This is a genomic window from Ruegeria sp. G2, assembly GCF_056533505.1.
Genome location: NZ_JBQFON010000003.1, coordinates 102,242 through 125,233, shown reverse-complemented (window position 1 = coordinate 125,233; position 22,992 = coordinate 102,242). Strand labels below are relative to the sequence as shown.

General features: G+C 56.9%; 21 protein-coding genes. 12 read left to right on the top strand and 9 right to left on the bottom strand.

Annotated features, from left to right (window positions below):
• The first annotated feature begins 45 nt into the window (after positions 1–45).
• Entirely contained in the window at positions 46–477 is a 432-nt protein-coding gene (locus tag ACR0DU_RS07625; RefSeq protein ID WP_170543240.1) for a DUF1489 family protein, read from the top strand.
• Here ACR0DU_RS07625 and hisG read toward each other — a convergent pair.
• Genes hisG through hisS form a run of 3 tightly spaced genes read right to left on the bottom strand, consistent with a single transcriptional unit; the run spans position 474 to position 3,739 of the window.
• On the bottom strand, positions 474–1,163 hold the full coding sequence (hisG, locus tag ACR0DU_RS07620; protein WP_480873422.1) for an ATP phosphoribosyltransferase: 690 nt from the start codon (positions 1,161–1,163) through the stop codon (positions 474–476). The genes ACR0DU_RS07625 and hisG overlap by 4 nt on opposite strands.
• Positions 1,160–2,248: an ATP phosphoribosyltransferase regulatory subunit gene (locus ACR0DU_RS07615; RefSeq protein WP_480873420.1), complete on the bottom strand. Its 1,089-nt coding sequence runs from the start codon at positions 2,246–2,248 to the stop codon at positions 1,160–1,162. Before ACR0DU_RS07615 ends, hisG begins: the two co-directional genes overlap by 4 nt.
• 3 nt (positions 2,249–2,251) lie before the next feature.
• Positions 2,252–3,739: a histidine--tRNA ligase gene (hisS, locus tag ACR0DU_RS07610; RefSeq protein WP_480873418.1), complete on the bottom strand. Its 1,488-nt coding sequence runs from the start codon at positions 3,737–3,739 to the stop codon at positions 2,252–2,254.
• 125 nt (positions 3,740–3,864) lie between these two features.
• Between hisS and ACR0DU_RS07605 the strand changes: the two genes are divergently transcribed.
• The gene (locus ACR0DU_RS07605) at positions 3,865–4,059 is read left to right on the top strand and encodes a SlyX family protein (RefSeq protein ID WP_480873416.1); all 195 of its coding nucleotides are present in this window, start codon (positions 3,865–3,867) and stop codon (positions 4,057–4,059) included.
• Positions 4,060–4,063: 4 nt separating this feature from the next.
• Here the strand turns inward: ACR0DU_RS07605 and ACR0DU_RS07600 are convergent, their stop codons facing one another.
• From ACR0DU_RS07600 to dnaE, 3 genes are all read right to left on the bottom strand, one after another.
• A complete protein-coding gene (locus ACR0DU_RS07600; protein WP_170780650.1) occupies positions 4,064–4,435 on the bottom strand; it encodes a hypothetical protein in 372 nt (123 codons plus the stop codon).
• 2 nt (positions 4,436–4,437) lie between these two features.
• Positions 4,438–4,647 (bottom strand): YMGG-like glycine zipper-containing protein, encoded by a 210-nt coding sequence (locus ACR0DU_RS07595; protein WP_170543230.1) that lies wholly within the window; start codon positions 4,645–4,647, stop codon positions 4,438–4,440.
• An 86-nt stretch (positions 4,648–4,733) separates the two neighbouring features.
• Positions 4,734–8,234, bottom strand: a complete 3,501-nt coding sequence (gene dnaE, locus ACR0DU_RS07590) for a DNA polymerase III subunit alpha (RefSeq protein WP_480873415.1) — start codon at positions 8,232–8,234, stop codon at positions 4,734–4,736.
• 344 nt (positions 8,235–8,578) lie between these two features.
• On the opposite strand from dnaE, the gene xdhA reads away from it, so the two are divergent.
• The 7 genes from xdhA (at position 8,579) to ACR0DU_RS07555 (ending at position 17,989) form a co-directional block, all read left to right on the top strand.
• Complete coding sequence (gene xdhA, locus ACR0DU_RS07585) at positions 8,579–9,940, top strand: xanthine dehydrogenase small subunit (RefSeq protein WP_480873413.1); 1,362 nt, start codon at positions 8,579–8,581, stop codon at positions 9,938–9,940.
• Positions 9,937–12,339, top strand: coding sequence for a xanthine dehydrogenase molybdopterin binding subunit (gene xdhB / locus ACR0DU_RS07580; protein WP_480873411.1), 2,403 nt, complete (start codon positions 9,937–9,939; stop codon positions 12,337–12,339). Before xdhA ends, xdhB begins: the two co-directional genes overlap by 4 nt.
• Entirely contained in the window at positions 12,339–13,304 is a 966-nt protein-coding gene (gene xdhC, locus ACR0DU_RS07575) for a xanthine dehydrogenase accessory protein XdhC (RefSeq protein ID WP_480873409.1), read from the top strand. Before xdhB ends, xdhC begins: the two co-directional genes overlap by 1 nt.
• Positions 13,301–14,818: an ABC transporter ATP-binding protein gene (locus tag ACR0DU_RS07570; protein WP_170476697.1), complete on the top strand. Its 1,518-nt coding sequence runs from the start codon at positions 13,301–13,303 to the stop codon at positions 14,816–14,818. The genes xdhC and ACR0DU_RS07570 overlap by 4 nt, the downstream gene beginning before the upstream one ends.
• Positions 14,819–14,881: 63 nt before the next feature.
• Positions 14,882–15,964 (top strand): ABC transporter permease, encoded by a 1,083-nt coding sequence (locus tag ACR0DU_RS07565; protein ID WP_480716471.1) that lies wholly within the window; start codon positions 14,882–14,884, stop codon positions 15,962–15,964.
• Positions 15,964–16,884 (top strand): ABC transporter permease, encoded by a 921-nt coding sequence (locus tag ACR0DU_RS07560; RefSeq protein WP_480873407.1) that lies wholly within the window; start codon positions 15,964–15,966, stop codon positions 16,882–16,884. The genes ACR0DU_RS07565 and ACR0DU_RS07560 overlap by 1 nt, the downstream gene beginning before the upstream one ends.
• A gap of 31 nt (positions 16,885–16,915) precedes the next feature.
• Positions 16,916–17,989 carry a BMP family ABC transporter substrate-binding protein gene (locus ACR0DU_RS07555; RefSeq protein ID WP_170703522.1) on the top strand — a complete coding sequence of 358 codons (1,074 nt, stop codon included), beginning with the start codon at positions 16,916–16,918 and terminating at the stop codon, positions 17,987–17,989.
• Between the two features lie 65 nt (positions 17,990–18,054).
• On the opposite strand, the gene ACR0DU_RS07550 is transcribed toward ACR0DU_RS07555, so the two are convergent.
• The 3 genes from ACR0DU_RS07550 to ACR0DU_RS07540 all read right to left on the bottom strand — a co-directional run bounded on the left by ACR0DU_RS07550 (position 18,055) and on the right by ACR0DU_RS07540 (position 20,685).
• Positions 18,055–18,861, bottom strand: a complete 807-nt coding sequence (locus ACR0DU_RS07550) for a class I SAM-dependent methyltransferase (RefSeq protein ID WP_480873405.1) — start codon at positions 18,859–18,861, stop codon at positions 18,055–18,057.
• Positions 18,862–19,023: 162 nt separating this feature from the next.
• Positions 19,024–20,256: an HlyD family secretion protein gene (locus ACR0DU_RS07545; RefSeq protein ID WP_480873403.1), complete on the bottom strand. Its 1,233-nt coding sequence runs from the start codon at positions 20,254–20,256 to the stop codon at positions 19,024–19,026.
• A gap of 3 nt (positions 20,257–20,259) precedes the next feature.
• A complete protein-coding gene (locus ACR0DU_RS07540; protein WP_319546548.1) occupies positions 20,260–20,685 on the bottom strand; it encodes a hypothetical protein in 426 nt (141 codons plus the stop codon).
• A 179-nt stretch (positions 20,686–20,864) separates the two neighbouring features.
• On the opposite strand from ACR0DU_RS07540, the gene ACR0DU_RS07535 reads away from it, so the two are divergent.
• The 3 genes from ACR0DU_RS07535 to ACR0DU_RS07525 all read left to right on the top strand — a co-directional run bounded on the left by ACR0DU_RS07535 (position 20,865) and on the right by ACR0DU_RS07525 (position 22,989).
• The gene (locus tag ACR0DU_RS07535; protein WP_480873401.1) at positions 20,865–21,932 is read left to right on the top strand and encodes an NAD(P)/FAD-dependent oxidoreductase; all 1,068 of its coding nucleotides are present in this window, start codon (positions 20,865–20,867) and stop codon (positions 21,930–21,932) included.
• Positions 21,929–22,582 carry a DUF938 domain-containing protein gene (locus ACR0DU_RS07530; RefSeq protein WP_480873399.1) on the top strand — a complete coding sequence of 218 codons (654 nt, stop codon included), beginning with the start codon at positions 21,929–21,931 and terminating at the stop codon, positions 22,580–22,582. Before ACR0DU_RS07535 ends, ACR0DU_RS07530 begins: the two co-directional genes overlap by 4 nt.
• A gap of 71 nt (positions 22,583–22,653) precedes the next feature.
• A complete protein-coding gene (locus tag ACR0DU_RS07525) occupies positions 22,654–22,989 on the top strand; it encodes a carboxymuconolactone decarboxylase family protein (protein WP_170780661.1) in 336 nt (111 codons plus the stop codon).
• Positions 22,990–22,992: the final 3 nt, after the last annotated feature.

Here is a 22,992-nt window from a genome sequence, read left to right as displayed (position 1 = left end):
AGCTACAATGGATAGATAGTCGATGAACGACTCTGTGGGAAAGCTGTGGATAAGTACGTAAACCTCATCAAACTTTCGGTTGGATCAGAAAGCGTCGACACGCTGATCGCATGGCAGGACAGCCGAAAACCTCTTTATGAGGACGGATGCCCGCGCCATGTCACACGTATGTGGCCCAAACGTGAATCCGAGATTTTGAATGGCGGATCAATCTATTGGGTGATCAAAGGTGTCGTCCAATGCCGTCAGCAGATTCTACGGCTGGACGAGGTGCGCGGTGAGGATGGAATCCGCCGCTGTGCCATCGTTCTCGACCCCGAGGTGCATCGCACGCAGAACGCTCTGAAACGCCCGTTCCAAGGCTGGCGCTATCTGAAACCCGAGGATACTCCGGCCGATTTGCCCAGAGGACGCGAGCAAGACGATGCCCTGCCCGACGACCTGAACCGTGCCCTGGCGGATATCGGCGTGCTTTAGCGCAACCGATCCAGCAGGTCGTTCAGAATCGTCTTCTCGGATGCGTTATAGGTTGCCACCCGGCTGCGCCACAAAGTCGCCTGCGACTGCAAGATCAACCCATCTGATAGGATTTTCAGGTGGTTGGCCCGCAGAGTTTCGCCAGTTGACGTAATATCAGCAATCGCCTCGGCGGTTTCGTTCACCACCGTGCCCTCAGTAGCACCCTGGCTATCGACCAGCGTGTAGTCGGCCACGCCCGCTTCTGTCAGGAATTCACGAACCAAACGGTGATACTTGGTGGCGATACGCAGCCGGTGCCCGTGAGCCTTGCGGAAACTCGCAGCTGCCGCGTCCAGATCGTCCAACGTATCCACATCGACCCAGCAGGCAGGTGTTGCGATGATCAAGTCAGCCTTGCCGAACCCAAGCGGGGCGACCTCTTCGACCTGCTGTTCCCACCGCGGCAGTTTCTCTTGCACCAGATCAATCCCGGTCACACCCAGATGAACGCGCCCAGCGGCAAGCTCGCGCGGTATCTCCCCGGCGGATAGCAGGATCAGCGAGACGCCATCAATCCCCTCAACTTTGCCTGCATATTCCCGGTCCGATCCGTTGCGCGAAAGGGTGATGCCGCGCTTTTCAAACCACGCGAAGGTCTTGTCCATCAATCGGCCCTTCGAGGGCACGCCCAGTTTCAGGCTCATTGCGCGGCCTCCTCGATTTCGAGCATCAGGTCCGGGCGGATCACGCCGCCAATAGCCGGAATCTCGGCCCCACCTCCCAATTGCCGGGTCAGCGCATCATAGCGCCCACCGGTTGCGACCGGTGGCAGATCAGGGCGGCCTTCGGCGTAAAAACCGAATACAAATCCGTCGTAATACTCCATCGAGGTTCTGCCATAAGACGCCTCAAAATCCAGTGTATTCACGTCCACGCCCCGCGCCTGCAGGGCTGCGATACGGGCTTCCAAACGATCCAGCGCGGGCGTGATCTGCGGCAGGTCAACCGCCACGTCGCGCAATTGTTCCAGCGCAAAAGGCATGGTTTCGCGCACATTCAGCAGTGTCTCCAAACCGGCCAGTTCATTGTCCGAGATCGGTGGCGCGGCGCAGTCTTCGCGCAGGGCTTCAATCCGTTCGAGGATTTCCGGCGCGCGGCGTTTACCTATCATGGGCAAGTCAATCGCCAATGGGTCAGCTGCGTCAAGCAGAGCATCGCGACCCTTAAGGCCCGCTTTGCGCCCGGCGTATCGGTCCAGCAGAACGCGGAACCGGCGAGGCCGCCAGAGATGCCGCATCAGCGCGTCCTTGCGGCGGTCAGTTGTCTTCAGTCCCGCGACAGCGGCGATCAGAATGCCGATATCACCGGTCGCTGCCCGCAAGGGTAGCCCGCGTAGTTGCAGGGCAAACAGCGAAAAAACTTCGGCATCTGCCCCAGCGGGGTCTTCGCGATCAAAGACTTCGTAACCGACCTGGATATACTCATTAGCCCGGTCGGGATCGTGTTCCTGACGACGGAACACTTCGCCGGAATAGGTGTATCTTGCAGGTTCAGCCCCTTCGGACATGTGCATCTGCACCACTGGCAAGGTGAAGTCCGGGCGCAGCATCTGCTCACCCCGCAGCGCATCCGAGGTCACATAGGCGCGCGCGCGGATATCTTCACCGTAGAGGTCCAGCAGCGTACCCGCAGGTTGCAACAAAGGTGTGTCCACCACATGCGCACCCGCGGCCTCGAACCGGACGCGCATCATGGCGGCGCGGGCCTGTATCTGGGAACGATTGGGCATGGGTCAGTCCTGACTGTCCAAAATTTCGCGCACCTTTGCGATCAGATCTCCGCGCTGCACTTCGAACTGGCTGGGCCGTTCTTTCCATTCCTCAAGCGTGGCGCTTTCGGCAATCTTGGCGCCAAGGATCAGGTCCTTGATCTGCACGATCCCATTTGCCTTTTCGTCACCGCCTTCGATCACCGCAATTGGAGAGTTCCGCTTGTCCGCATATTTCAGTTGGTTGCCAAAGTTCTTGGGGTTGCCCAAGTAGACCTCGGCCCGGATACCGGCATTGCGCAGTTCCGCCACCATCGCCTGGTAGTCCGCCATGCGATCGCGGTCCATCACGGTCACAACCACTGGGCCGGTGGCCTGCGCCGCGATCCGCCCCTTTTCGCGCAAAGCAGCCAGCAATCGATCAACACCGATGGAGATGCCGGTCGCGGGTACTTCCTGGCCGGTAAACCGCTTGACCAGATCGTCATAACGACCACCACCCGAGACCGACCCGAATTGCCGCTTGCGGCCCTTCTCGTCGAATATCTCGAAGGTAAGCTCGGCCTCATAGACCGGCCCGGTGTAATAGCCGAGGCCACGCACGACCGAAGGATCAATCTCGATCCGGTCCGATCCATACCCACCCGCATCCAGCAGGGCACCGATCTGCTCCAGCTCGGCAATGCCATCCGCGCCAATCTTGCTGTCGCCCACGGCGGCGCGCAGGTTGGCCAGCGTACCAGCGGTGTCGGCAGCCTTCGAGGTCAGGAACGCGATCACCGGTTCGGCCTGATCGTCGCTCAGGCCGACGCCGTCGATAAATGCACCCGAGGCATCCAGCCGGCCCTTGGTCAGCAGCTCTCGCACACCGGCCTCACCGACCTTGTCGAACTTATCGATAGTGCGCAGAACATTATCGCGGGCGGCCAGGTCTTCGCCCAGCCCCATCGCCTCAAGCACACCATTCAGGACCTTGCGGTTATTGACGCGCACAAGATAGTCACCGCGCGGGATGCCAACGGTTTCCAGCGTGTCCGACAGCATCGCGCAGATCTCGGCATCCGCAGCCATCGAAGCCGTGCCCACCGTATCCGCATCACATTGATAAAACTGACGATACCGCCCCGGCCCCGGCTTCTCGTTCCGCCAGACCGAACCCATCGCATAACGGCGATAAGGCGTCGGCAGATCGTTGCGGTGCTGCGCATAGACGCGGGCCAGAGGCGCAGTTAGGTCATAGCGCAGAGCCATCCAGTCGCCGTTACCGCCCTCGTCAAACTCCTGCCATGCAAACACGCCCTCGTTCGGGCGATCCACATCCGGAAGGAACTTGCCCAGCGCTTCGACGGTCTCAACTGCGCTGCTTTCCAAGGCATCGAACCCGTAACGATGATAGACACCCGCAATCGTCCGCAGCATCTCGGTGCGCTGCGTGACTTCCTCGCCGAAATAGTCACGGAACCCTTTCGGCGTTACGGCCTTGGGGCGGGGCTGTTTCTTGGGCTTGGCCATGTGGGGCGTCCTTGGGATTTAGTGTTCCGCGCGCGGTCTATCCCATGGCCACCATCGGAGCAAGGTGGGGTTTCGCTGGTCATGGGCTGCCGGGGTCGCTATGAGGCGCCTATAAGGAGAGCCCCATGCAGCATCTGGAAGAACAGATCGCCCATCTGACCCGCACGGTTGAAGAGCTGAACTCGGTCGTCACAAACCAACAGAGCGAGATCGACCGCCTGACCCGTCGTGTCGAGATGTTACTGCAGCGCGAGGCCGAACGGGCGCAGGAAGGCTCAGGCGTAGTTGTGTTCGGCGACGAACGTCCGCCGCATTATTGAGTGATCACAACCCCAGTGTCGATTTCACCGCATTGTCGACCACCCCGCCCAGAAGGGCGTTCTTGTCTGCGGCACAGCCCTCGGACAGAGCGGAAATGAAGGCTTCGCGCAGTTGGGCCTTTTCCTCGTCAGTGGCTGCATGATCCTCGATATTGATCTGGCGGTTGTAAAGCGACAGGGCCGTCATCTTTCCAACCACAGCCACGACAAATTCTTCGTCGCCATCAGCCTCTTCCGCAATCGATGCGCATGTATAGTGCATCACGGGCAAGGCATCCTGCACCAATTGCTCTGCAGAATCGTCAGCCACAGCAAATGTCGGAAGGACAAAAAGCGCGGCACAGGCGGTGGATTTGATGGAATTTTTCAGCATCATGATCACTTCCAATTATGTCCGATAATCGCCCCGGCGACACCGCCGACCGCGGCCCCCTTGCCGTCGCCAACCAGCGCACCAACACCTGCGCCAACCAAGGCACCGGTGAGAGTATTTTTCTTCTTATCATCTGCCTGAACCGCAGTGGCCAATGCCAGTGAACATGCCACCGCTAGTGTAAATATCTTGAAAACATTACCTGAACTTGCCATTTCGGACCCCTCCTGTGAAATGAGCCTTGAGGATATATTTCCAGCCTAGCGAGGACCATCGCGTGTGGCAACATCGCGGTGTGAGCTCAGATTTCTTCGATCTCCGAGATTCCCTCAAGCGATTTGAGGGCACCTTTGATCTGGGGATTGATCGCATAGTTTCGTCCCAGATCCAATTCGACCTCACCCGGCAAACCGGGATCAAGCAGGCAGACGTAAACTGGGCCTTTGGCAGCCCTTTTGGCGTTGCTATCTGCGTCTTCCAACACTTTCGCCATGCTTGGCAAAACCTTTGAATCTTCCACAAATACACGCAGGCCTGTGGCCCCAGCCTCGGCGACCACCACGTCGACCGGACCAACTGACCGACCCAACAGCTTGAGCTGATCCGCCTCCATCGTGGCTTCGGCGGTTAATACGACCTGAGCGCCGGTTTCCAAAAACTCGCGCGATTTCTCCAGCGTCTCAGAGAATAGCGTGACCTCGAATGCTCCGGTGGGATCAGAGAGCTGAGCAAATGCGAACCGATTGCCACGCGCCGACTTTCGCTCTTGCCGTCCGGCGACGACACCGGCCATTTTTGCAATAAACGGACCAGAGCGCGCCTTTTCGGTCACCTGATCCATTGTCAGCACCTGCTTGCGCCTCAATGCAGGCATATAATCATCCAGCGGATGGCCGGACAGATAGAACCCGATGGCCTTGAATTCTTCGCTCAATCTCTCAGCCGGCAGCCAGTCTGGTGCGGGTGACAGCCGAGGTTCGGGCAGGTCATCTCCTGCCTCACCAAACAGCGACACCTGGTTTGAGTTTTTCTGATCGTGGATGGCGGCTGAATATTGCACCAGCGAGTCCAGGCTTTCAAACACGCGACGGCGGTTCTTGTCGAGTTCATCGAACGCACCGGCACGCGCCAGCATCTCTAGCGGGCGCTTGCCGACTTTTTTCAGATCAACACGGCGAGCAAAATCGAAGAGGTTCACAAATGGCTTGTCCGCGCGCCCATCGACGACGAGGTTCATCGCCTCAACACCCACGTTTTTCAGCGCACCCAGCGCATAGACCAGATGCCCTTCCACCACGTCAAACGTCGCCTGAGATCGGTTCACGCAGGGCGGCACATAGGGCAGTTCCAGCCCCTTTCGGACCTCTTCAAAATAGACAGCCAGCTTGTCGGTCAGATGGATATCGCAGTTCATGACGCCTGCCATGAACTCGACCGGATGGTTGGCCTTCAGCCAACCGGTCTGGTAGCTGACGACCGCATAGGCGGCAGCGTGGGATTTGTTGAAACCATAGTTGGCGAACTTTTCCAGCAGGTCGAAGACCTCGGAGGCCTTCTTGGCGTCAACCCCATTCTCGCCCGCACCCTTTTCGAATTTGGGGCGTTCGGCGTCCATCGCCTCTTTAATCTTCTTGCCCATAGCACGCCGCAGAAGGTCGGCACCGCCTAGGCTGTACCCAGCCATGACCTGCGCGATCTGCATCACCTGTTCCTGATAGACGATGATGCCTTGGGTTTCCTCAAGGATATGGTCGATCAGAGGATGTACGGATTCGATCTTGCGCAGCCCGTTCTTGACCTCGCAATAGGTCGGGATGTTCTCCATCGGGCCGGGACGATAGAGCGCCACAAGGGCCACGATGTCCTCAATGCAGGTGGGTTTCATACGCTTGAGCGCATCCATCATGCCCGAGGATTCCACCTGGAACACCGCCACGGTCTTGGCCGCCGAATAGAGCTTGTATGTCGCCTCATCATCCAGCGGGATGGCGTTGATCTGGTTCTCGGCACCTTCGGCGGGTTCATAGAGTTCAGTGCCATCGGCAGCGATATGCAAATCCCGCCCAGACTTGAAGATCAAATCCATAGCATTCTGGATCACAGTCAGCGTTTTCAGGCCCAGAAAGTCGAACTTCACCAGACCGGCCTGTTCTACCCATTTCATGTTGAACTGGGTCGCGGGCATGTCCGAGCGCGGATCCTGATAGATCGGCACCAGTGCATCCAAAGGACGGTCGCCAATCACCACACCAGCCGCGTGGGTTGAGGCGTTGCGCAGCAATCCTTCGACCTGCTGGCCGTAAGTTAAAAGGCGGTCGACAACTTCTTCGCTGCGTGCCTCTTCCCGTAGGCGCGGTTCATCCTTCAATGCCTTTTCAATGGAAACGGGTTTAACGCCTTCGACCGGGATCATCTTGGACAGTCGATCCACCTGCCCGTAGGGCATTTGCAGGACCCGCCCGATATCACGCACGGCAGCTTTCGACAGGAGTGCACCGAAGGTGATAATCTGACCTACTTTGTCGCGCCCGTATTTCTGCTGCACATAGCGGATCACTTCTTCGCGGCGGTCCATGCAGAAATCGATATCAAAGTCTGGCATCGAGACCCGCTCGGGGTTCAGGAACCGTTCGAACAGCAGCGAATAACGTAGTGGGTCAAGGTCGGTAATCGTCAGCGCATAGGCCACCAGCGAGCCCGCACCCGAGCCACGTCCCGGGCCAACCGGGATGTCTTCATCCTTTGCCCATTGGATAAAATCGGCAACGATCAGGAAATAGCCGGGGAACCCCATGCCTTCAATGATGTCGAGTTCGAAATCCAGACGCTCTTGATATTCTTCCGGTGTCACCGCATGCGGGATCACCGCCAGACGCTTCTGCAGGCCCTCATTCGCAATGCGGCGCAATTCTGCCACTTCGTCATCAGCAAATTTTGGCAGGATCGGATCGCGGCGATAGGCCATAAACGCGCAGCGCTTGGCGATCTCAATCGTGTTTTCAATCGCCTCGGGCAGATCGGCAAACAAGGTCACCATCTCTTGCTGCGACTTGAAATAGTGCTGTGCGGTCAGGCGGCGGCGGCCTTCCTGCTGGTCAACATAGGCACCTTCGGCGATGCAGATCAGCGCGTCATGCGCCTCGTACATGTCCGTGGTCGGGAAATAGACATCGTTTGTGGCGACCAGCGGCAGGTTCTTGGCATAAGCCATCTCGACATGACCGCGTTCGGTCAGGCGTTCGGCCTCGGGCTGACCATCTTCACCTGGGTGACGCTGAAGTTCGACATAAAGCCTGCCCGGGAACATCCCTGCTAGTCGATCCATCAGAGCCTCGGCCGCTGGGCGCTGGCCTTGTTGCAGCAACATCCCAACCGGCCCATCCGGCCCACCCGTCAAGCAGATCAAGCCGCCCGAGTGCTTTGACAATTCGTCTAATGTAACCTGCGGCAACTGCCCGCCCTTGTCCACGTAAAGGCACGAGCTGAGCTTCATCAGGTTTTCATAACCGACCTCGGATTGTGCCAGAAGAACCAAAGGCGCAGGCGCCTTCGGCTTCTCACCCGGCTGTGCTTGTAAGTAGGTCAGATCAACTTGACAGCCCATAATCGGCTGAATGCCCGCCCCGCTGGCGGTCACGGCAAACTCCAGCGCCGAGAACATGGAATTTGTGTCGGTCACCGCAACGGCGGGCATTTCCATCTTCTCGCAAAGACCCGGCAGCTTTTTCAGCCGCACGGCACCTTCCAGCAGAGAATATTCGGTGTGAACGCGGAGGTGAATGAATCGGGGATGGCTGCTCATTCCTGCAAGCTATCCCAGCAAACAGGGATGCAAAAGCAGGAACCCACCCCATGGATTCGGCAAAATAATCGCGCGGATTATTCGGATATTTCTGAAGGTGCTTCTGAACTCCCGCAAGCCCGATCCAAGAAAATACTTTAATTTCAGAGCACTGAACGATAGATAGATGCGGCAATTGACCACAATTCGCGCCATATGATGTATCACAGAGACAGTTTTTCTTGCCAGATCGCACAGCCTGTTTCTAACATCAGATGGCAAGCTACACGCCCGCCACTCTTTCTACGTCGCATCGAAGGAGAGCATCCAAAGGGCGCAACTGGGTAACGCGACGGGTTTCACTCATGAATATCACGTTTCTTCTGAACGGAGAGACAGTGGAGCTGGAGGATATCGATCCGACGGCGACCTTGCTGGATTGGTTGCGCGAGGATCGCGGCCTTACCGGCACCAAAGAGGGCTGCAACGAAGGTGATTGCGGAGCCTGCACTGTCATGGTGACCGATGAGGACGGTGCCAAGGCGGTGAATTCCTGCATCATGTTCCTGCCGCAACTTCACGGTAAAGCGGTGCGCACTATCGAAGGCGCGAGCGGCCCAGATGGAGACGCTCACCCGGTTCAGAAGACAATGGTGGATCTGCATGGCTCGCAATGCGGGTTCTGTACGCCTGGCTTTGTGATGTCGATGGTGGCAAGTCACACCAATGGCGCGACGGATCACGACACTCAACTGGCCGGTAATCTGTGTCGCTGCACGGGCTATGCACCAATCATCCGGGCGGCTGAGGCCGCCGAAGCACATCCAGTTCCCGTGTGGGTCAAAGATAAGCCGGTGTCTATCCAGTCGACCCCTGCCAGGTTGCCTGGTTCGTCGGATGAACTCGCCAAGATTTACTCTGAAAATCCAGATGCTACTTTAGTTGCCGGGGCAACGGATGTCGGACTTTGGGTCACGAAGCAGCTGCGCGACCTTGATCCCGTAATCTTTCTTAATCGTTGTGAAGATCTGAAAGAGATCACGATCACCGATGAAGAAATCCGCTTTGGCGCAATGGTCGACATGAACCGCATGGGCAATGCGCTTGCCGATCTGCATCCGTCTTATGCAGAAATGGTTCGGCGCTATGCCAGCGTTCAGGTCCGAAACGCGGCAACAGTTGGTGGCAACATCGCCAATGGCTCGCCCATCGGAGATAACCCTCCTGCCCTTATTGCTTTGGGAGCAACACTGCACCTGCGCAAGGGTGACGCCCGCCGGTCAATCCTTTTGGAAGAGTTCTTCAATGACTACGGCAAACAAGATCGCGCGCCGGGCGAGTTTGTCGAGGCCGTCAGCTTCCCGCGTCAGGCTGATCGGTTGAAGTGCTACAAACTCAGCAAACGGTTCGATCAGGATATCTCGGCCGTTTGTGGGTGTTTCAACATCACCGTAACCAACGGCACAGTCGAACAGGTTCGCGTTGCTTTTGGCGGCATGGCTGGAACTCCAAAACGTGCAACGGCCGTCGAGGCTGCGCTAACCGGCCAGCCATGGACGCGCGAAACAATTAACGCCGCATTGCCTGCTTTTGCGGAAGATTACGCGCCGATGACCGATATGCGGGCCTCGGCCACGTATCGTCTGGAAACAGCCAAGGCGATGCTTGTCAGATACTACAACGAAGATCAGGGCAAACTGTCCAATGTACTGGAGGTGTCGGCATGAGTGTCGCCAAATCCCTTCCGCACGACACTGGACCACTGCATGTGGCCGGTACAGCGCGCTATGTCGACGACATCCCGACACCAAAGGGATCGTTGCACCTGGCGTTCGGACTAAGCCCGATCGCTAAAGGTAAAATCAGCGCCATGGATCTGTCTGCCGTAAAGGCTGCTGACGGTGTGGAGACGGTGATCACCGCTGATGACCTGCCCTTTGCAAACGACGTATCCCCATCAATCCACGACGAGCCGCTTTTGTCGGATGGAACGGTGCACTATATCGGTCAACCGGTATTTCTGGTCGTCGCCACCAGCCATCTGGCTGCCAGAAAAGCGGCCCGGCTGGGCAAGATCGACTATGCCGAGGAAGCACCGATTCTGACAGTCGAGGAGGCCCTTGCCGCTGACAGCCGATTCGAGGACGGCCCGCGTATCTACGCCAAGGGCGATGCAGAGGCCGCCATCGCAGGTGCGGCTCATATCGTCGAAGATACGTTTGAGATCGGTGGGCAGGAACATTTCTATCTGGAAAGTCAGGCAGCCCTGGCAGTGCCGAATGAAGGCGCGGATATGCTAGTGCATAGTTCGACTCAGCACCCGACCGAGATACAGCACAAGGTAGCCGATGCACTGGGTGTTCCCATGCACGCAGTCCGGGTTGAAACACGGCGGATGGGCGGAGGTTTTGGCGGCAAGGAGAGCCAGGGCAACGCTTTGGCCGTCGCCTGCGCCATCGCCGCACGTGCGACTGGCAAGGCCTGCAAGATGCGCTATGACCGTGATGACGATATGACGATCACGGGCAAGCGCCATGGCTTCCGGATTTCGTACAAAGCCGGGTTCGATGAAAACGGACATATTCAGGGCGTTTCCTTTGTACACTATGCCTTGTGCGGTTGGGCGCAGGATCTGTCTCTTCCGGTAGCAGATCGCGCCATGCTGCATGCGGACAATTCCTATTTGCTGCCAAATGCCCGGATCGAAAGCCATCGGCTGAAGACCAACATCCAGTCTGCCACGGCCTATCGTGGGTTTGGCGGTCCGCAAGGGATCGTTGGGATTGAACGCGTAATGGACCACGCGGCGCATGTTATGGGGCTGGACCCGATCGAGCTGCGCCGCCGGAACTACTATGAACCGGCGCATGAGGTGGCCGATCCCCCGGTTGCTCAGAAATCTCTGGGCCATCCTGACCCGCATGAGGACCTCACCAGCCGAGGCGCGGTTGAGATGGGCGATGCACCGGTTCGCCCGGTACCCGCAGGCGGCAACACCACGCCTTATGGGATGGAAGTCAGCGATTGCGAACTGCATGGCATGACAACAGCTTTGCTGAACTCTAGCGACTATGCAGCCCGCAAGCAGGCGGTTGACGCATGGAATGCCGAGAATAGCGTGATCAAGAAGGGAATCGGTTTTTCCCCGGTGAAGTTTGGCATTTCCTTTACACTGACCCACCTGAACCAAGCCGGTGCGCTGGTGCATGTTTATCAGGACGGCTCGGTCCACCTGAACCACGGTGGCACTGAGATGGGCCAGGGGTTGTTCCAGAAGGTCGCTCAGGTTGCAGCGTCGCGTTTTGGCATACCACTTGAGCTGGTGAAAATTACCGCCACCGATACGGCCAAAGTACCGAATACATCCGCCACCGCGGCCTCGTCAGGAAGTGATCTGAATGGCATGGCGGTCAAAGCAGCCTGCGACACCATCCGTGACCGGATGGCGGATTATCTGGCTGAACGACATCAGGCCGACCCCACGACCGTGACATTTGCGGACGGGCAAGTTTCAGTAGGCGAAGAAAGCTATAGCTTCGCCGAAGCCGCAGCGTTGGCATATCAGGGGCGCATCAGCCTGTCCGCAACCGGATTCTATAAAACTCCGAAGGTCGAATGGGACCGGATCAAAGGCCATGGGCGCCCCTTCTTTTACTTTGCCTATGGCGCAGCCATCACTGAGGTGGCTGTCGATACACTGACCGGTGAAAACCGTATCTTGCGCACCGATATCCTGCATGATGCGGGTGCGTCCCTGAACCCGGCGTTGGATGTCGGGCAGGTCGAGGGTGCTTATGTTCAGGGCGCAGGCTGGCTGACGACAGAGGAGCTGGTCTGGGACGGCAAAGGCAGTCTACGCACGCACGCACCGTCCACCTACAAGATACCGACCTGTTCTGACCGACCCGATATCTTCAATGTCGCGCTTTGGGACGGTGAGAACCGCGAGGACACGATCTATCGTTCGAAAGCGGTTGGTGAACCACCCTTCAATCTGGGCATATCAGCTTGGTTGGCCCTATCGAACGCGGTGGCGGCGTGTGGAACCAGCTATCCCGCGCTGAATGCACCTGCGACCGCAGAGGAAGTCTGGCGTGGAATTCAAAGGGTAAAGGGAGATACCTGATGGGATTTGACAGGGAGGCTTTGAGGGAGGCGGTCAAAACCCACGGCAAGGTGGTTCGGGTCGTCATTGCCGGGATCAAGGGATCATCACCGCGCGAAGTTGGCGCTTCGATGCTGGTATGGAAAGACGGGCAAAGCGGCACCATCGGCGGCGGCACGCTGGAATATCAGGCCGCTGAAGCTGCACGTCACCAAACCAAGCCGTCACGGTTGAGCCAGCATGCACTTGGCCCTGATTTGGGCCAATGCTGCGGCGGAGCGCTTTCGCTACTTTCGGAGATATATGACAACGCTTCTTTAACGCATATTGAAGGTACGGTCGTCGCACGACCTGTGACCCAGGAATGCGAAAAAGAGGACCCGCTGGATACTCAGGTTGAGCCTATGGCGGTTAAACGCGTATTAGCGCGGTCTCGCGCTCAAGGCGTCGCACCCGAGCCACAGCTGATCGAGGGATGGATGATCGAACCCATCCACGAACCCACCCGCAACCTCTGGATTTGGGGTGCAGGGCATGTTGGCCGTGCGTTGGTGGATGTTCTTTCCCCCCTGCCCGATCTTGCAATCACATGGGTTGATACCGGTCCCGAGCGTTTTCCCAGCAGCATTCCGTCGGGGGTGACTGCCGTGCCGGCGGCCAAGCCTGCAGAACTGGTGCGACATGCACCGCCTGAGGCCGAGCATTTGGTGCTTACTTATTCACACAATCTGGATCTGGAACTGTGCAACAGGTTGCTTTTGCACGATTTCCGTTTTGTCGGGCTGATTGGTTCAGCTACTAAATGGGCGCGATTCCGGTCGCGACTGGCGGCGCTTGGACATCCGCCCGCACGTATAGGCCGGATTACCTGCCCGATTGGCGACCCCAATCTGGGCAAACACCCGCAGATGATCGCCGTTGGGGTCGCAGCGCAACTTCTGCGCCCGGCCCGGCAGAATGAACTGAAGAAGGACCTGAGCGCGTGACCACTCCACTTCTAAGTCTTCAAGGGCTGACCAAAGCCTATCCCGGCGTCGTGGCCAATGATCAGGTGTCTTTCGACATCGGAGAGGGCGAGGTTCACGCCTTGCTGGGCGAGAACGGCGCGGGCAAATCGACGCTGGTCAAGATGATCTATGGCCTGGTGAAGCCCGACAGCGGTTCGATGCTACTGCGTGGCCAGTCTTTTGCACCGCCTGAACCTCGGGCAGCGCGCTCTGATGGGATAGCGATGGTGTTCCAGCACTTTTCATTATTCGATGCCCTGAACGTCGCTGAAAACATCGCGCTTGGTATGGAAAACCCTCCTGCGATGGGTGATCTGGCGTCCCGCATCCGCGAGGTGTCGGAAACTTATGGCCTGCCGCTGGATCCGTATCGCACAGTGGGTGACCTGTCTGCGGGAGAGCGTCAGCGGGTCGAGATCATCCGTTGCCTGCTGCAGGACCCCAAGCTGTTGATCATGGATGAACCAACATCGGTTCTGACCCCTCAGGAAGTCGACATCCTTTTTGAAACGCTGAATAAATTGCGCTCCGAAGGTACCTCGATCCTGTATATCTCACACAAGCTTGAAGAAATCAGAACGCTGTGTGACCACGCCACGATCCTACGTCTGGGCAAGAATGTAGGCGAGTGTGTGCCCGCCGAAACCTCCGCCCGTGACATGGCCGAAATGATGGTCGGCTCGACGTTGCAAACGCCAGAACGATCCGGTCGGGAGTTTGGCGAAGTCGCACTGGATGTAAGTGGCCTTTCAGTGCCATCGCCTTCGGAATTTGGCACGGCGTTGCGCAATGTTCACATGACCGTCCGCAAGGGCGAAGTTCTGGGCATCGGTGGCGTTGCCGGAAACGGTCAAGACGAATTGCTGGGTGTTCTGTCAGGAGAGATTCCAACTGCTGCAGATGCGATCAAGTTCAATGGTCAAGCGATTGGCAAGCTCGGTCCGACGGCCCGGCGGAAACTTGGTGTGCTGACCGCCCCCGAAGAACGGCTGGGCCACGCAGCTGCCCCTGATATGAGTCTGACTGAAAATGCCCTGCTGACCGGATCGATCCGCGAAGGGTTGGAAAGCAATGGCTTTCTAAAGTGGAACGAAACCAAAGAGTTTGCCGAGAAAATCATCAGCGCTTTCGACGTTCGGACACCCGGGCCTGAGAATGCAGCACGATCGCTCTCGGGTGGGAACCTGCAAAAGTTCGTTATCGGTCGCGAGGTGTTGCAGAACCCCGATGTGTTGGTAGTGAACCAGCCAACCTGGGGTGTGGACGCCGCTGCCGCTGCCTCGATAAGGCAAGCGATCCTGGATCTTGCGGCCAAGGGAACGGCAGTGATCTGTATTTCCCAAGACCTTGATGAGCTTATGGAAATCTCGGACAGCTTTGCCGCGTTAAACGAAGGGCGTCTGAGTGCGCCGCGTGAGACCACCGGCCTGACGGTTGATGAGATTGGCCTGATGATGGGCGGAGCACATGGCATGGAGGTGGCGCATGTCTGACGTGTTGAACTGCCTTCTACGAGAATATTTTCAAAAAGATGAAGAAAGCGGGGGGATAATCGGGTGATTGTGCTGGAGAAACGACCTCAGCCATCCAAGGCTTGGTCATATGCGACCCCCTTGGTGGCGGTGTTGGCCACGATGGTTTTTGGCGGATTGCTGTTCGCTATACTGGGCAAAAATCCGGTTGAGGCGATCGGAACAATTTTCTGGGAACCGCTGTTTGGCGAGTTCGCATTCTACTACCGCCCTCAACTGTTGGTCAAAGGTGCGCCTTTGGTGCTGATTGCGATTGGCCTGTCTTTGGGTTTTCGCGCAGGTATCTGGAATATCGGTGCCGAGGGTCAATATATCATGGGAGCCATCTTCGGGGCGGGTGCTGGACTGGCATTCTATCCGATGGATGCGTTCTTCATCTTTCCCATCATGGTGATCGCAGGCGCGTTTGGCGGCTGGCTATGGGCTATGATTCCGGCCTTTCTTAAGGTTCGGTTCGGAACCAACGAAATCCTCGTCTCTCTGATGCTGGTCTATGTGGCCGAGCAGTTTTTGGCCTCGGTTTCGCTGGGTCTGCTTAAGAACCCCGAAGGGTTTGGCTTTCCCGGATCGCGCAACCTGCAAAGTTATGAAAGTGCGCACAATGCGGAACTGATCGCAGGTTCAGGTATGCACTGGGGTGTAGTTGCGGCATTTATTGCAGTGATCTTCTCATATATTCTGCTGAACCGGCACATGCTGGGCTTTCACATTCGCCTGACAGGTGAGGCGCCTCGTGCAGCCAAATTTGCCGGCGTGAACCCAGCACGTTTGATCCTGTTCTGTCTTGGCCTGTCCGGTGCACTTGCCGGTCTGGCAGGTATGTTCGAGGTCTCGGGCCCCTCGGGCGTGGTTAGCATCGACTTTAACGTCGGCTATGGCTTCACTGCGATCATCGTTGCCTTTCTGGGCCGTCTGCACCCGGTAGGTATCCTGCTGGCAGGCGGGCTGATGGCACTGACCTATATCGGTGGTGAAATTGCGCAGTCTCAACTAGGCCTGCCTGCCGCCGCGATACAGGTGTTTCAGGGAATGCTGCTGTTCTTCTTGTTGGCATTCGATCTTTTGACAAATTACCGCATCCGTGCGGCACGTAGCGAGGTGGCATAATGGACCTTGGTGAGATTAACCCCGTCCTTCTGGTCGCTTCGCTGATGGTGGCCGCAACGCCACTGCTTCTGGCCGCGATTGGTGAACTGGTCGTCGAAAAGGCGGGCGTTCTGAACCTCGGCGTCGAGGGTATGATGATCGTAGGCGCGATCAGTGGTTTTGCGATCTCGGTTGAGACCGGTTCACCCTGGCTGGGCTTTATCGCGGCAGCGATCGGAGGCGCGGTGCTATCGCTGCTATTCGTGCTGTTGACGCAGTTTGCGCTGGCCAATCAGGTCGCCAGCGGTCTTGCCCTGACATTGTTCGGATTGGGCTTCAGCGCGCTCATGGGGCAGAGCTATGTGGGCATCAAACCCCCCAGCATGGGCGATATACATATCCCACTGCTCAGCGACATTCCGGTCGTCGGTCCGATCCTGTTCCAACACGATCCGATCCTCTATGTCGGCATCGCGATAATCGCGGCCGTCTGGGCCACGCTTAAATACACCCGTATTGGACTTATCCTGCGCGCTGTGGGTGAAAACCATGACGCCGCCCACGCGCTTGGCTACAAAGTCATCAAGATCCGCATCATGGCGATCCTGTTTGGCGGGGCCTGCGCCGGACTTGGCGGTGCCTATATCAGCCTGATCCGAGTCCCTCAGTGGACCGAGGGTATGACCGCTGGTGTTGGTTGGATCGCTCTTGCACTGGTGGTGTTCGCCAGTTGGAAACCATGGCGTGTTCTGCTGGGTGCCTATTTGTTCGGCGGAATCACTGTGTTGCAACTGAATTTACAGGCGGCGGGCGTTGCCATCCCGGTCGAGTATCTGGCAATGTCGCCCTACATTATCACGATCCTTGTGCTTGTGATCCTTTCGGCCGACAAGAGCAGCGCACCTGCCTCACTGGGCCGTACATTCCATGCCTCGCTCTAGGGGCTAACTAAACCAACTTGGGGAGTAACACATGAAATTCACTACACTTTTGGCAAGCGCCGCCATGGCGCTGGGTCTGGCCACCGGTGCCATGGCCCAAGACAAGACCAAAGTCGGGTTCGTCTATGTCGGCCCGGTGGGCGACGGTGGCTGGACCTATGAACACAACAAGGGTCGCCTTGCAGTCGAGGAAGAGTTCGGCGACAAGGTTGAGACTGTGTTTGTTGAATCGGTCCCGGAAGGCCCAGACGCCGAACGCGTGATGACTCAGATGGCGTTGGAAGGTGCTGACCTTATCTTCACCACCTCATTCGGATACATGGACCCGACAATCAATGTCGCAAAGAAATTCCCGAATGTGAAGTTCGAGCACGCGACCGGCTACAAAACCGCAGACAACGTTTCGGTCTACTCGGCCCGTTTCTACGAAGGACGCGCGGTGCAAGGGCACATTGCGGGCAACATGACTAAGTCCAACATCATTGGCTACATCGGGTCGTACCCTATCCCCGAAGTGATCCGTGGTATCAATTCGGCCTATTTGCACGCCAAAAAGGTGAACCCGGATGTCGAGTTCAAAATCGTCTGGGCCTACACATGGTTTGATCCCGCCAAAGAGGCTGACGCCGCCAAGGTTCTGATCGAACAGGGCGCGGACGTTATTCTGCAGCACACCGACTCGACCGCACCGCAAGCTGCGGCGCAGGAAGCTGGCAATGTGGTAACCTTCGGTCAGGCCTCTGACATGAGCGAATACGCCCCCTTCCCGCGTGTGTCATCGATCATCGATGATTGGGCACCCTACTACATCGCGCGGACACAGGCGGTCATGGATGGCACCTGGGAGAGTGTAAATACCTGGGACGGCATCCGGGAAGGAATGGTCGCAATCGGTGAGATTTCCGACGCGGTACCGGCTGATGTCAAAGAAGAGGCGCTGGCCCTGAAAGCCGCGATGGCGGCAGGTGAATATCACCCCTTCACCGGCCCGATCAACAAACAGGACGGCAGCGCCTGGCTGGCTGAAGGCGAAGTTGCTGATGACGGCACGCTGGCCGGGATGAACTTTTACATCGAGGGGCTGGAAGGCGACATTCCGCAGTAAAGTCTAACCCAGTAAGATAAGATCAAGGCTCGCAGAATCCTGCGGGCCTTTTTTTGGTCATCCGTTCAAGGAGACACCATCTGGAAGAAATGGGCTTTCAGCGGTATCGCCGACGGCTCTGAACCAAAACGTGCACGCATATTGTGTGCGAGATCTCTGGCAATTTCATCATGGTCTCCATCGCGTTCGAGAACCTCAAAATAGGCTGGGCTGCCAAGCATCAGGCCCAACGCAAAATTATCAAAACTCGCAACAGTTGAAGCATGTTCGACGTATTCGTGGCGTGGCTCGACAAACCCTGCTTGCGCAACCTCATCCAGAATCGCGGCAGCATCGTGTAGCGAGAACGGGACTTTCATGAAACCGGGAGGATGACCATCAAATGCAGCGGATAATGTTTCGATGACCAGTTCGGAATATGGGTTCTCGGCGTTCGTGCCCCAGGTCGAAAACAAATAAATGCCACCCGGTTTCAATACCCGGAGCGCTTCGGCGTAGGCTTTGGCACGATCAGGGAAGAACATATGACCGAACTGGCAGATGACCGCGTCGAAACTTGCGTCATCGAATGGAAGCTCCTGCGCATCTGCAGTTTGAAAACTCACGTTATCCGTCTCGCTGAACTTAGTGCGTGCGATATCAAGCATCGGTTCGTTGAGGTCTGTGACTACAATATGCCCATCATCCAACGCACTAGACACATGCCGGGTCACGATCCCTGTGCCTGCAGCGAGTTCTAACACCTGTCTGGGCGAAACGGCCGCTGTTTTCTGCGCCATAATGCGGGCCATATGATCGAATATCACCGGCCCCATCTCTCGATCGTAATTTCCCGGGATATCTCCTACAAATGCAGAATTTGTATCAACCATCGTAACCTCCATGCACCGAAAAAGTCCCCAGCCTATCATGGCCAGCTGAGGATATGCTGAGGCATCGTAGCACAGACTGCGCAAGTTCAGCGACATAACCACGTTGAACACATGGCTGCCAGGGACCGGGTCAAACACCAAGTAATGGATTAGGAGCCGGTTTTAGTGTCCAGTCAAAACCAGAGTGTTCACCGGCATCAGGATCAACCGCAACCGCAAGCCCGCAGCGTGGACAACACCGATGGTGTCGACCACATGCAGGAACGACTTTTCCCAGAACCCAAGATTTTCGTCTTCCAGCTTGGCGTGGTTATCCGTGTAGACATTGGCCAGACAGTTGCTTCCCGGCGGCACATCATCGGCCATGCTTTCATAAAGCGGCTCGAGATAGACGAGGATCGAGCCTGGCTTGGTATTGGTCTGGACGTCACGCAATTCATCGGTTGGCCTGATCTGACCTGAAGGGATCACATCCTGTACCTCGACGACGACGACGGGGATCACTGTGAAGGGTTTTGTCATGCACCCGATTTCACCGATCATGCCTGGTTTGATCACTTGCGTTGAAAGCTGGTTGAACGCAGCCTGAAACCGGTCGTGCCCCGAAGAAGACGGCACAAGGATGCCTGCCGGCCGCAATAACGGGCTCACGTAATCGCCGACCTGCAGCCCAAATTGTTCGATGCGACCGGTGACACCCGCGCTGATTATGGTCTTGTCCAGCTCGGTCAATGCTGCGTCAAGCTGGGCATTCGCGCTGGCAAGCTGGGCAGGGATCAGTTCCTCGATCTGCTGCACCACAGCAGCACGCTTGGAAGTGGCAGCCGTGACTTGCGCCTCACGCTCGGCAACCAAATTTTCAAGCCGGTCGATCTCGGCCAGGCGCACGGCACTGGACCCTTCGTCGCGCAGTGTAGTATTCCGCTCGAGATCTTCAAGCGCCTGATCCAATGCCGCGCGTGCACCCGCAATGCCTGCCTCGGCCTCGGCCAGATCGGTTTCCGCCACTTTCAAAGAAGCTTGAACCTGAGCGATTTGCGCATGAGCAGCTTCAACCTGTGCTGTTTGCGTGAAATCCTCAATCCGGAAAATCGGCTGCCCTGCTGTCACCTGCTCATTGTTGCGCACATAAACTTCGGAAACGCGGCCGCCGAGCTGTGGAAGGATCGTGACCGTCCGGAAGTATGAGGCTGCCGTTTTGCTGGCCGGATGGAAATAAAACAAAGTGGTGATCACCGTCAGTGCCAGAATAGCGCAGGTCGTTAACCCCCAACGCAATTCATACCACATAGTGAACAGAGTAATCTCATGTCCGATCCGTTTGCCTTGAACAAAGCGGCGGAACAGATAGTCGGGAAGCACGGTGATCAGTGCGCACAGCATCGTCTCAATCATGGTTCAGTGCCCCTGCGCTGCCGGTTCTGAGGGTTCGGGCTCAATATCCGGTTCGGGTGGATCAGAAACCACGGCTTTATCCTGCCCCGGTGCCAGGGATCGGATGGCATCTGCAATCGACCGTAACGGAGCAGCAAAATCGGGGAACTGAAAACCCGCGACAAGAATTGCCGCAATCCAGAATATTCCGTTGTGGGTAAACAAAGCCAGCAGCGCGAGTATTCCAACCAGCTGAAACTGTGGATGGTTATTCTCATGCGCCATTTTTTCCGGGATCGAATGCAGCGTAAAATACGCAACCCCGATCAGGACCACCAAACCGACGGTGAAAATGACCATAAAGGTAAAGAGGTAGTCGCTACCGTCCGCCTGCGTTACATAAGAGGGTATATGCCCCGTTGCCATCGGGTGAATGTCTGCCGAGTTCACGTCCGCCTCCGAATCTTGCTTTGATTGCACTAAGAGCAGGCTGATCGCTTGCGATCAAGTTTCCTGTGCATGGTGCTTGCGTCTTTTCGTTTGAAGGCACGCGTGCCATGGTCAGCACAGCACACGGGTATATTATGCGTCACATTGATCATCCCGCGGCCGGAAGCGAAAGAACACGTATGATTGATTTCCTGATTATCGGCGGCGGTATCGCCGGGTTAAGCGCGGGTGCCCGCCTGTCCAAGCACGGCACCGTCACGGTGTTAGAAGCAGAGGATGCGTTGGGCTATCACACCTCAGGTCGGTCCGCCGCCCTGTTTGAAAAGGGATATGGTCCGCCGTCCGTCAAAGCTCTGAACGAAGAGAGCGCTGCTTTCTTTGAAGTCAATGAATACCTGACACCGCGTGGATTGATGCTGGTGGGTGCCAAGGATCAACAAGAGTTGTTCCTGAAGGAAGCTCAAGACCTTGGAGTTCAGCAAATTTCTCTGGACGAGGCTACAAAGCAAATCCCGATCCTGAATGCCGACACCGTAGGACATGTTGCCATCAGCAATACTGCCTTTGACATAGATACGGACCGGATGTTGCAGGATTATGCACGGATCATCCGACGCAACGGTGGATCAGTCCTGACCCGAGAGAAGGTCGGCAGCATTCGCAAGTCCGGTCACTGGATCGTTGAAGCCTCTGACACCTTTGAAGCCCGCAACTTGGTAAATGCCGCTGGCGCATGGGTGGACGAAGTGGCGCAAATGGCAGAAATCCAGCCAATCGGTATTACTCCATTTCGTCGGTCCATGGCCCGCCTACCATCGCCTGGAGGGCATGATGTGAAAAACTGGCCCATGATGCTGGGGGTCGCTGAAACCTGGTATGCCAAACCCGATGCCGGAAAGTTACTCGTTTCACCTTGCGAGACCGACCCGACCTCACCCCATGATGCCTATGCCGACGACATGGTTCTGGCAGAAGGTTTGGCACGGTACGAGGCCATGGTGACAGAACCGGTGACACGTGTTGAAACAAACTGGGCCGGGCTGCGCAGCTTTGTATCGGACGGCACTTTGGTTCTGGGGCCAGATCCCACAGACCGAACCTTTATCTGGTCTGCCGCGCAGGGCGGATACGGGTTTCAGACGGCCCCGGCTGCCTCGCAACTTGTGGCAGATCTTGTAACAGGTACTGAACCATCACTTGATGCCACGACTGTGCAAGTGCTGAAGCCCGAAAGGTTGCGCAGATGACGCCGCGCAAACTGCCCCCCAATGCAAGCGTCGCCACAGAAGGTGATGACGGCATGCTTGTCGCCCCAGCAGCAAGCCGAAACGCGGCGGTGCTTTGTGATCTGATTGCGCGTGTTGCCCCATCATCGGGCCGCGCGTTGGAACTGGCCAGTGGCACAGGTCAGCATGTATCGGCCTTTGCCCGGCGGTTGCCCGGACTTCATTGGCAACCCAGCGAAGTCACCTCGGAACGGCGCGCTAGTATTGACGCCTATTCGACCGGGCTGAGAAACACTTCCCCTGCACTTCATCTGGATGCAACCGCGGCAGGTTGGCACAAAACCATAGCAAGGCAAGATTTGGTTGTGCTGGTCAACCTATTACATCTGATCAGCTTACTCGAGGCTGAAACCTTGATTGCCGAATCCGCGCGCGTTTTGAACTTGGGCGGGCGTTTGGTGCTATATGGCCCTTTCAAACGTCATGGGCGCTTGACCAGCGAAGGCGACCAGAGATTTCACGACGCATTGGTTCATCAGGATCCAGAGATTGGCTACAAAGATGACACCCAGATAATAGCGCTGTTCTCTGAAAATGACCTCGAACTGGTCGAGGTCGTTCAGATGCCCGCGAACAACTTGGCATTCATAGGCCAAAAAGCAGCAATCTGATCAGGATCAAAGCCGGTCCCCTTCTTATGTATCATATGCAATTTATCATATGTTTTAAGAAGGATGTTGTTATGAGCTGGCACGAAGCACTGGACGGGACCCGCAAAAGCCTGCGCAATCTCAACGGCGCCATTCCCGATACCGCCCGAGCCTTTGGTGTCTTGGGGAAATCGGTCAAAGAAGGTGGGATCCTGGACTACAAAACCAAGGAATTCATCGCGTTAGGCATGTCGATCGCCGTTCGGTGCGAGCCTTGCATCACCCTGCATACCGAGGCGTTGGTCAAAGCAGGCGCCACTCGCGATGAGGTTTCGGATGTGTTGGCGATGGCGGTGCAGATGGGCGGCGGGCCATCTATGATGTATGCGGCGAAAACCTTAGACTGCTTTGACGAGTTGAACGCATAATAA

What these genes read in the sequence shown, in the direction of transcription:
- hisG (WP_480873422.1), bottom strand. Translation starts at nt 1,163, where the DNA reads ATGAGCCTGAAACTGGGCGTGCCCTCGAAGGGCCGATTGATGGACAAG.
- ACR0DU_RS07615 (WP_480873420.1), bottom strand. Translation starts at nt 2,248, where the DNA reads ATGCCCAATCGTTCCCAGATACAGGCCCGCGCCGCCATGATGCGCGTC.
- hisS (WP_480873418.1), bottom strand. Translation starts at nt 3,739, where the DNA reads ATGGCCAAGCCCAAGAAACAGCCCCGCCCCAAGGCCGTAACGCCGAAA.
- ACR0DU_RS07605 (WP_480873416.1), top strand. Translation starts at nt 3,865, where the DNA reads ATGCAGCATCTGGAAGAACAGATCGCCCATCTGACCCGCACGGTTGAA.
- ACR0DU_RS07600 (WP_170780650.1), bottom strand. Translation starts at nt 4,435, where the DNA reads ATGATGCTGAAAAATTCCATCAAATCCACCGCCTGTGCCGCGCTTTTT.
- ACR0DU_RS07595 (WP_170543230.1), bottom strand. Translation starts at nt 4,647, where the DNA reads ATGGCAAGTTCAGGTAATGTTTTCAAGATATTTACACTAGCGGTGGCA.
- dnaE (WP_480873415.1), bottom strand. Translation starts at nt 8,234, where the DNA reads ATGAGCAGCCATCCCCGATTCATTCACCTCCGCGTTCACACCGAATAT.
- xdhA (WP_480873413.1), top strand. Translation starts at nt 8,579, where the DNA reads ATGAATATCACGTTTCTTCTGAACGGAGAGACAGTGGAGCTGGAGGAT.
- xdhB (WP_480873411.1), top strand. Translation starts at nt 9,937, where the DNA reads ATGAGTGTCGCCAAATCCCTTCCGCACGACACTGGACCACTGCATGTG.
- xdhC (WP_480873409.1), top strand. Translation starts at nt 12,339, where the DNA reads ATGGGATTTGACAGGGAGGCTTTGAGGGAGGCGGTCAAAACCCACGGC.
- ACR0DU_RS07560 (WP_480873407.1), top strand. Translation starts at nt 15,964, where the DNA reads ATGGACCTTGGTGAGATTAACCCCGTCCTTCTGGTCGCTTCGCTGATG.
- ACR0DU_RS07555 (WP_170703522.1), top strand. Translation starts at nt 16,916, where the DNA reads ATGAAATTCACTACACTTTTGGCAAGCGCCGCCATGGCGCTGGGTCTG.
- ACR0DU_RS07550 (WP_480873405.1), bottom strand. Translation starts at nt 18,861, where the DNA reads ATGGTTGATACAAATTCTGCATTTGTAGGAGATATCCCGGGAAATTAC.
- ACR0DU_RS07545 (WP_480873403.1), bottom strand. Translation starts at nt 20,256, where the DNA reads ATGATTGAGACGATGCTGTGCGCACTGATCACCGTGCTTCCCGACTAT.
- ACR0DU_RS07535 (WP_480873401.1), top strand. Translation starts at nt 20,865, where the DNA reads ATGATTGATTTCCTGATTATCGGCGGCGGTATCGCCGGGTTAAGCGCG.
- ACR0DU_RS07530 (WP_480873399.1), top strand. Translation starts at nt 21,929, where the DNA reads ATGACGCCGCGCAAACTGCCCCCCAATGCAAGCGTCGCCACAGAAGGT.
- ACR0DU_RS07525 (WP_170780661.1), top strand. Translation starts at nt 22,654, where the DNA reads ATGAGCTGGCACGAAGCACTGGACGGGACCCGCAAAAGCCTGCGCAAT.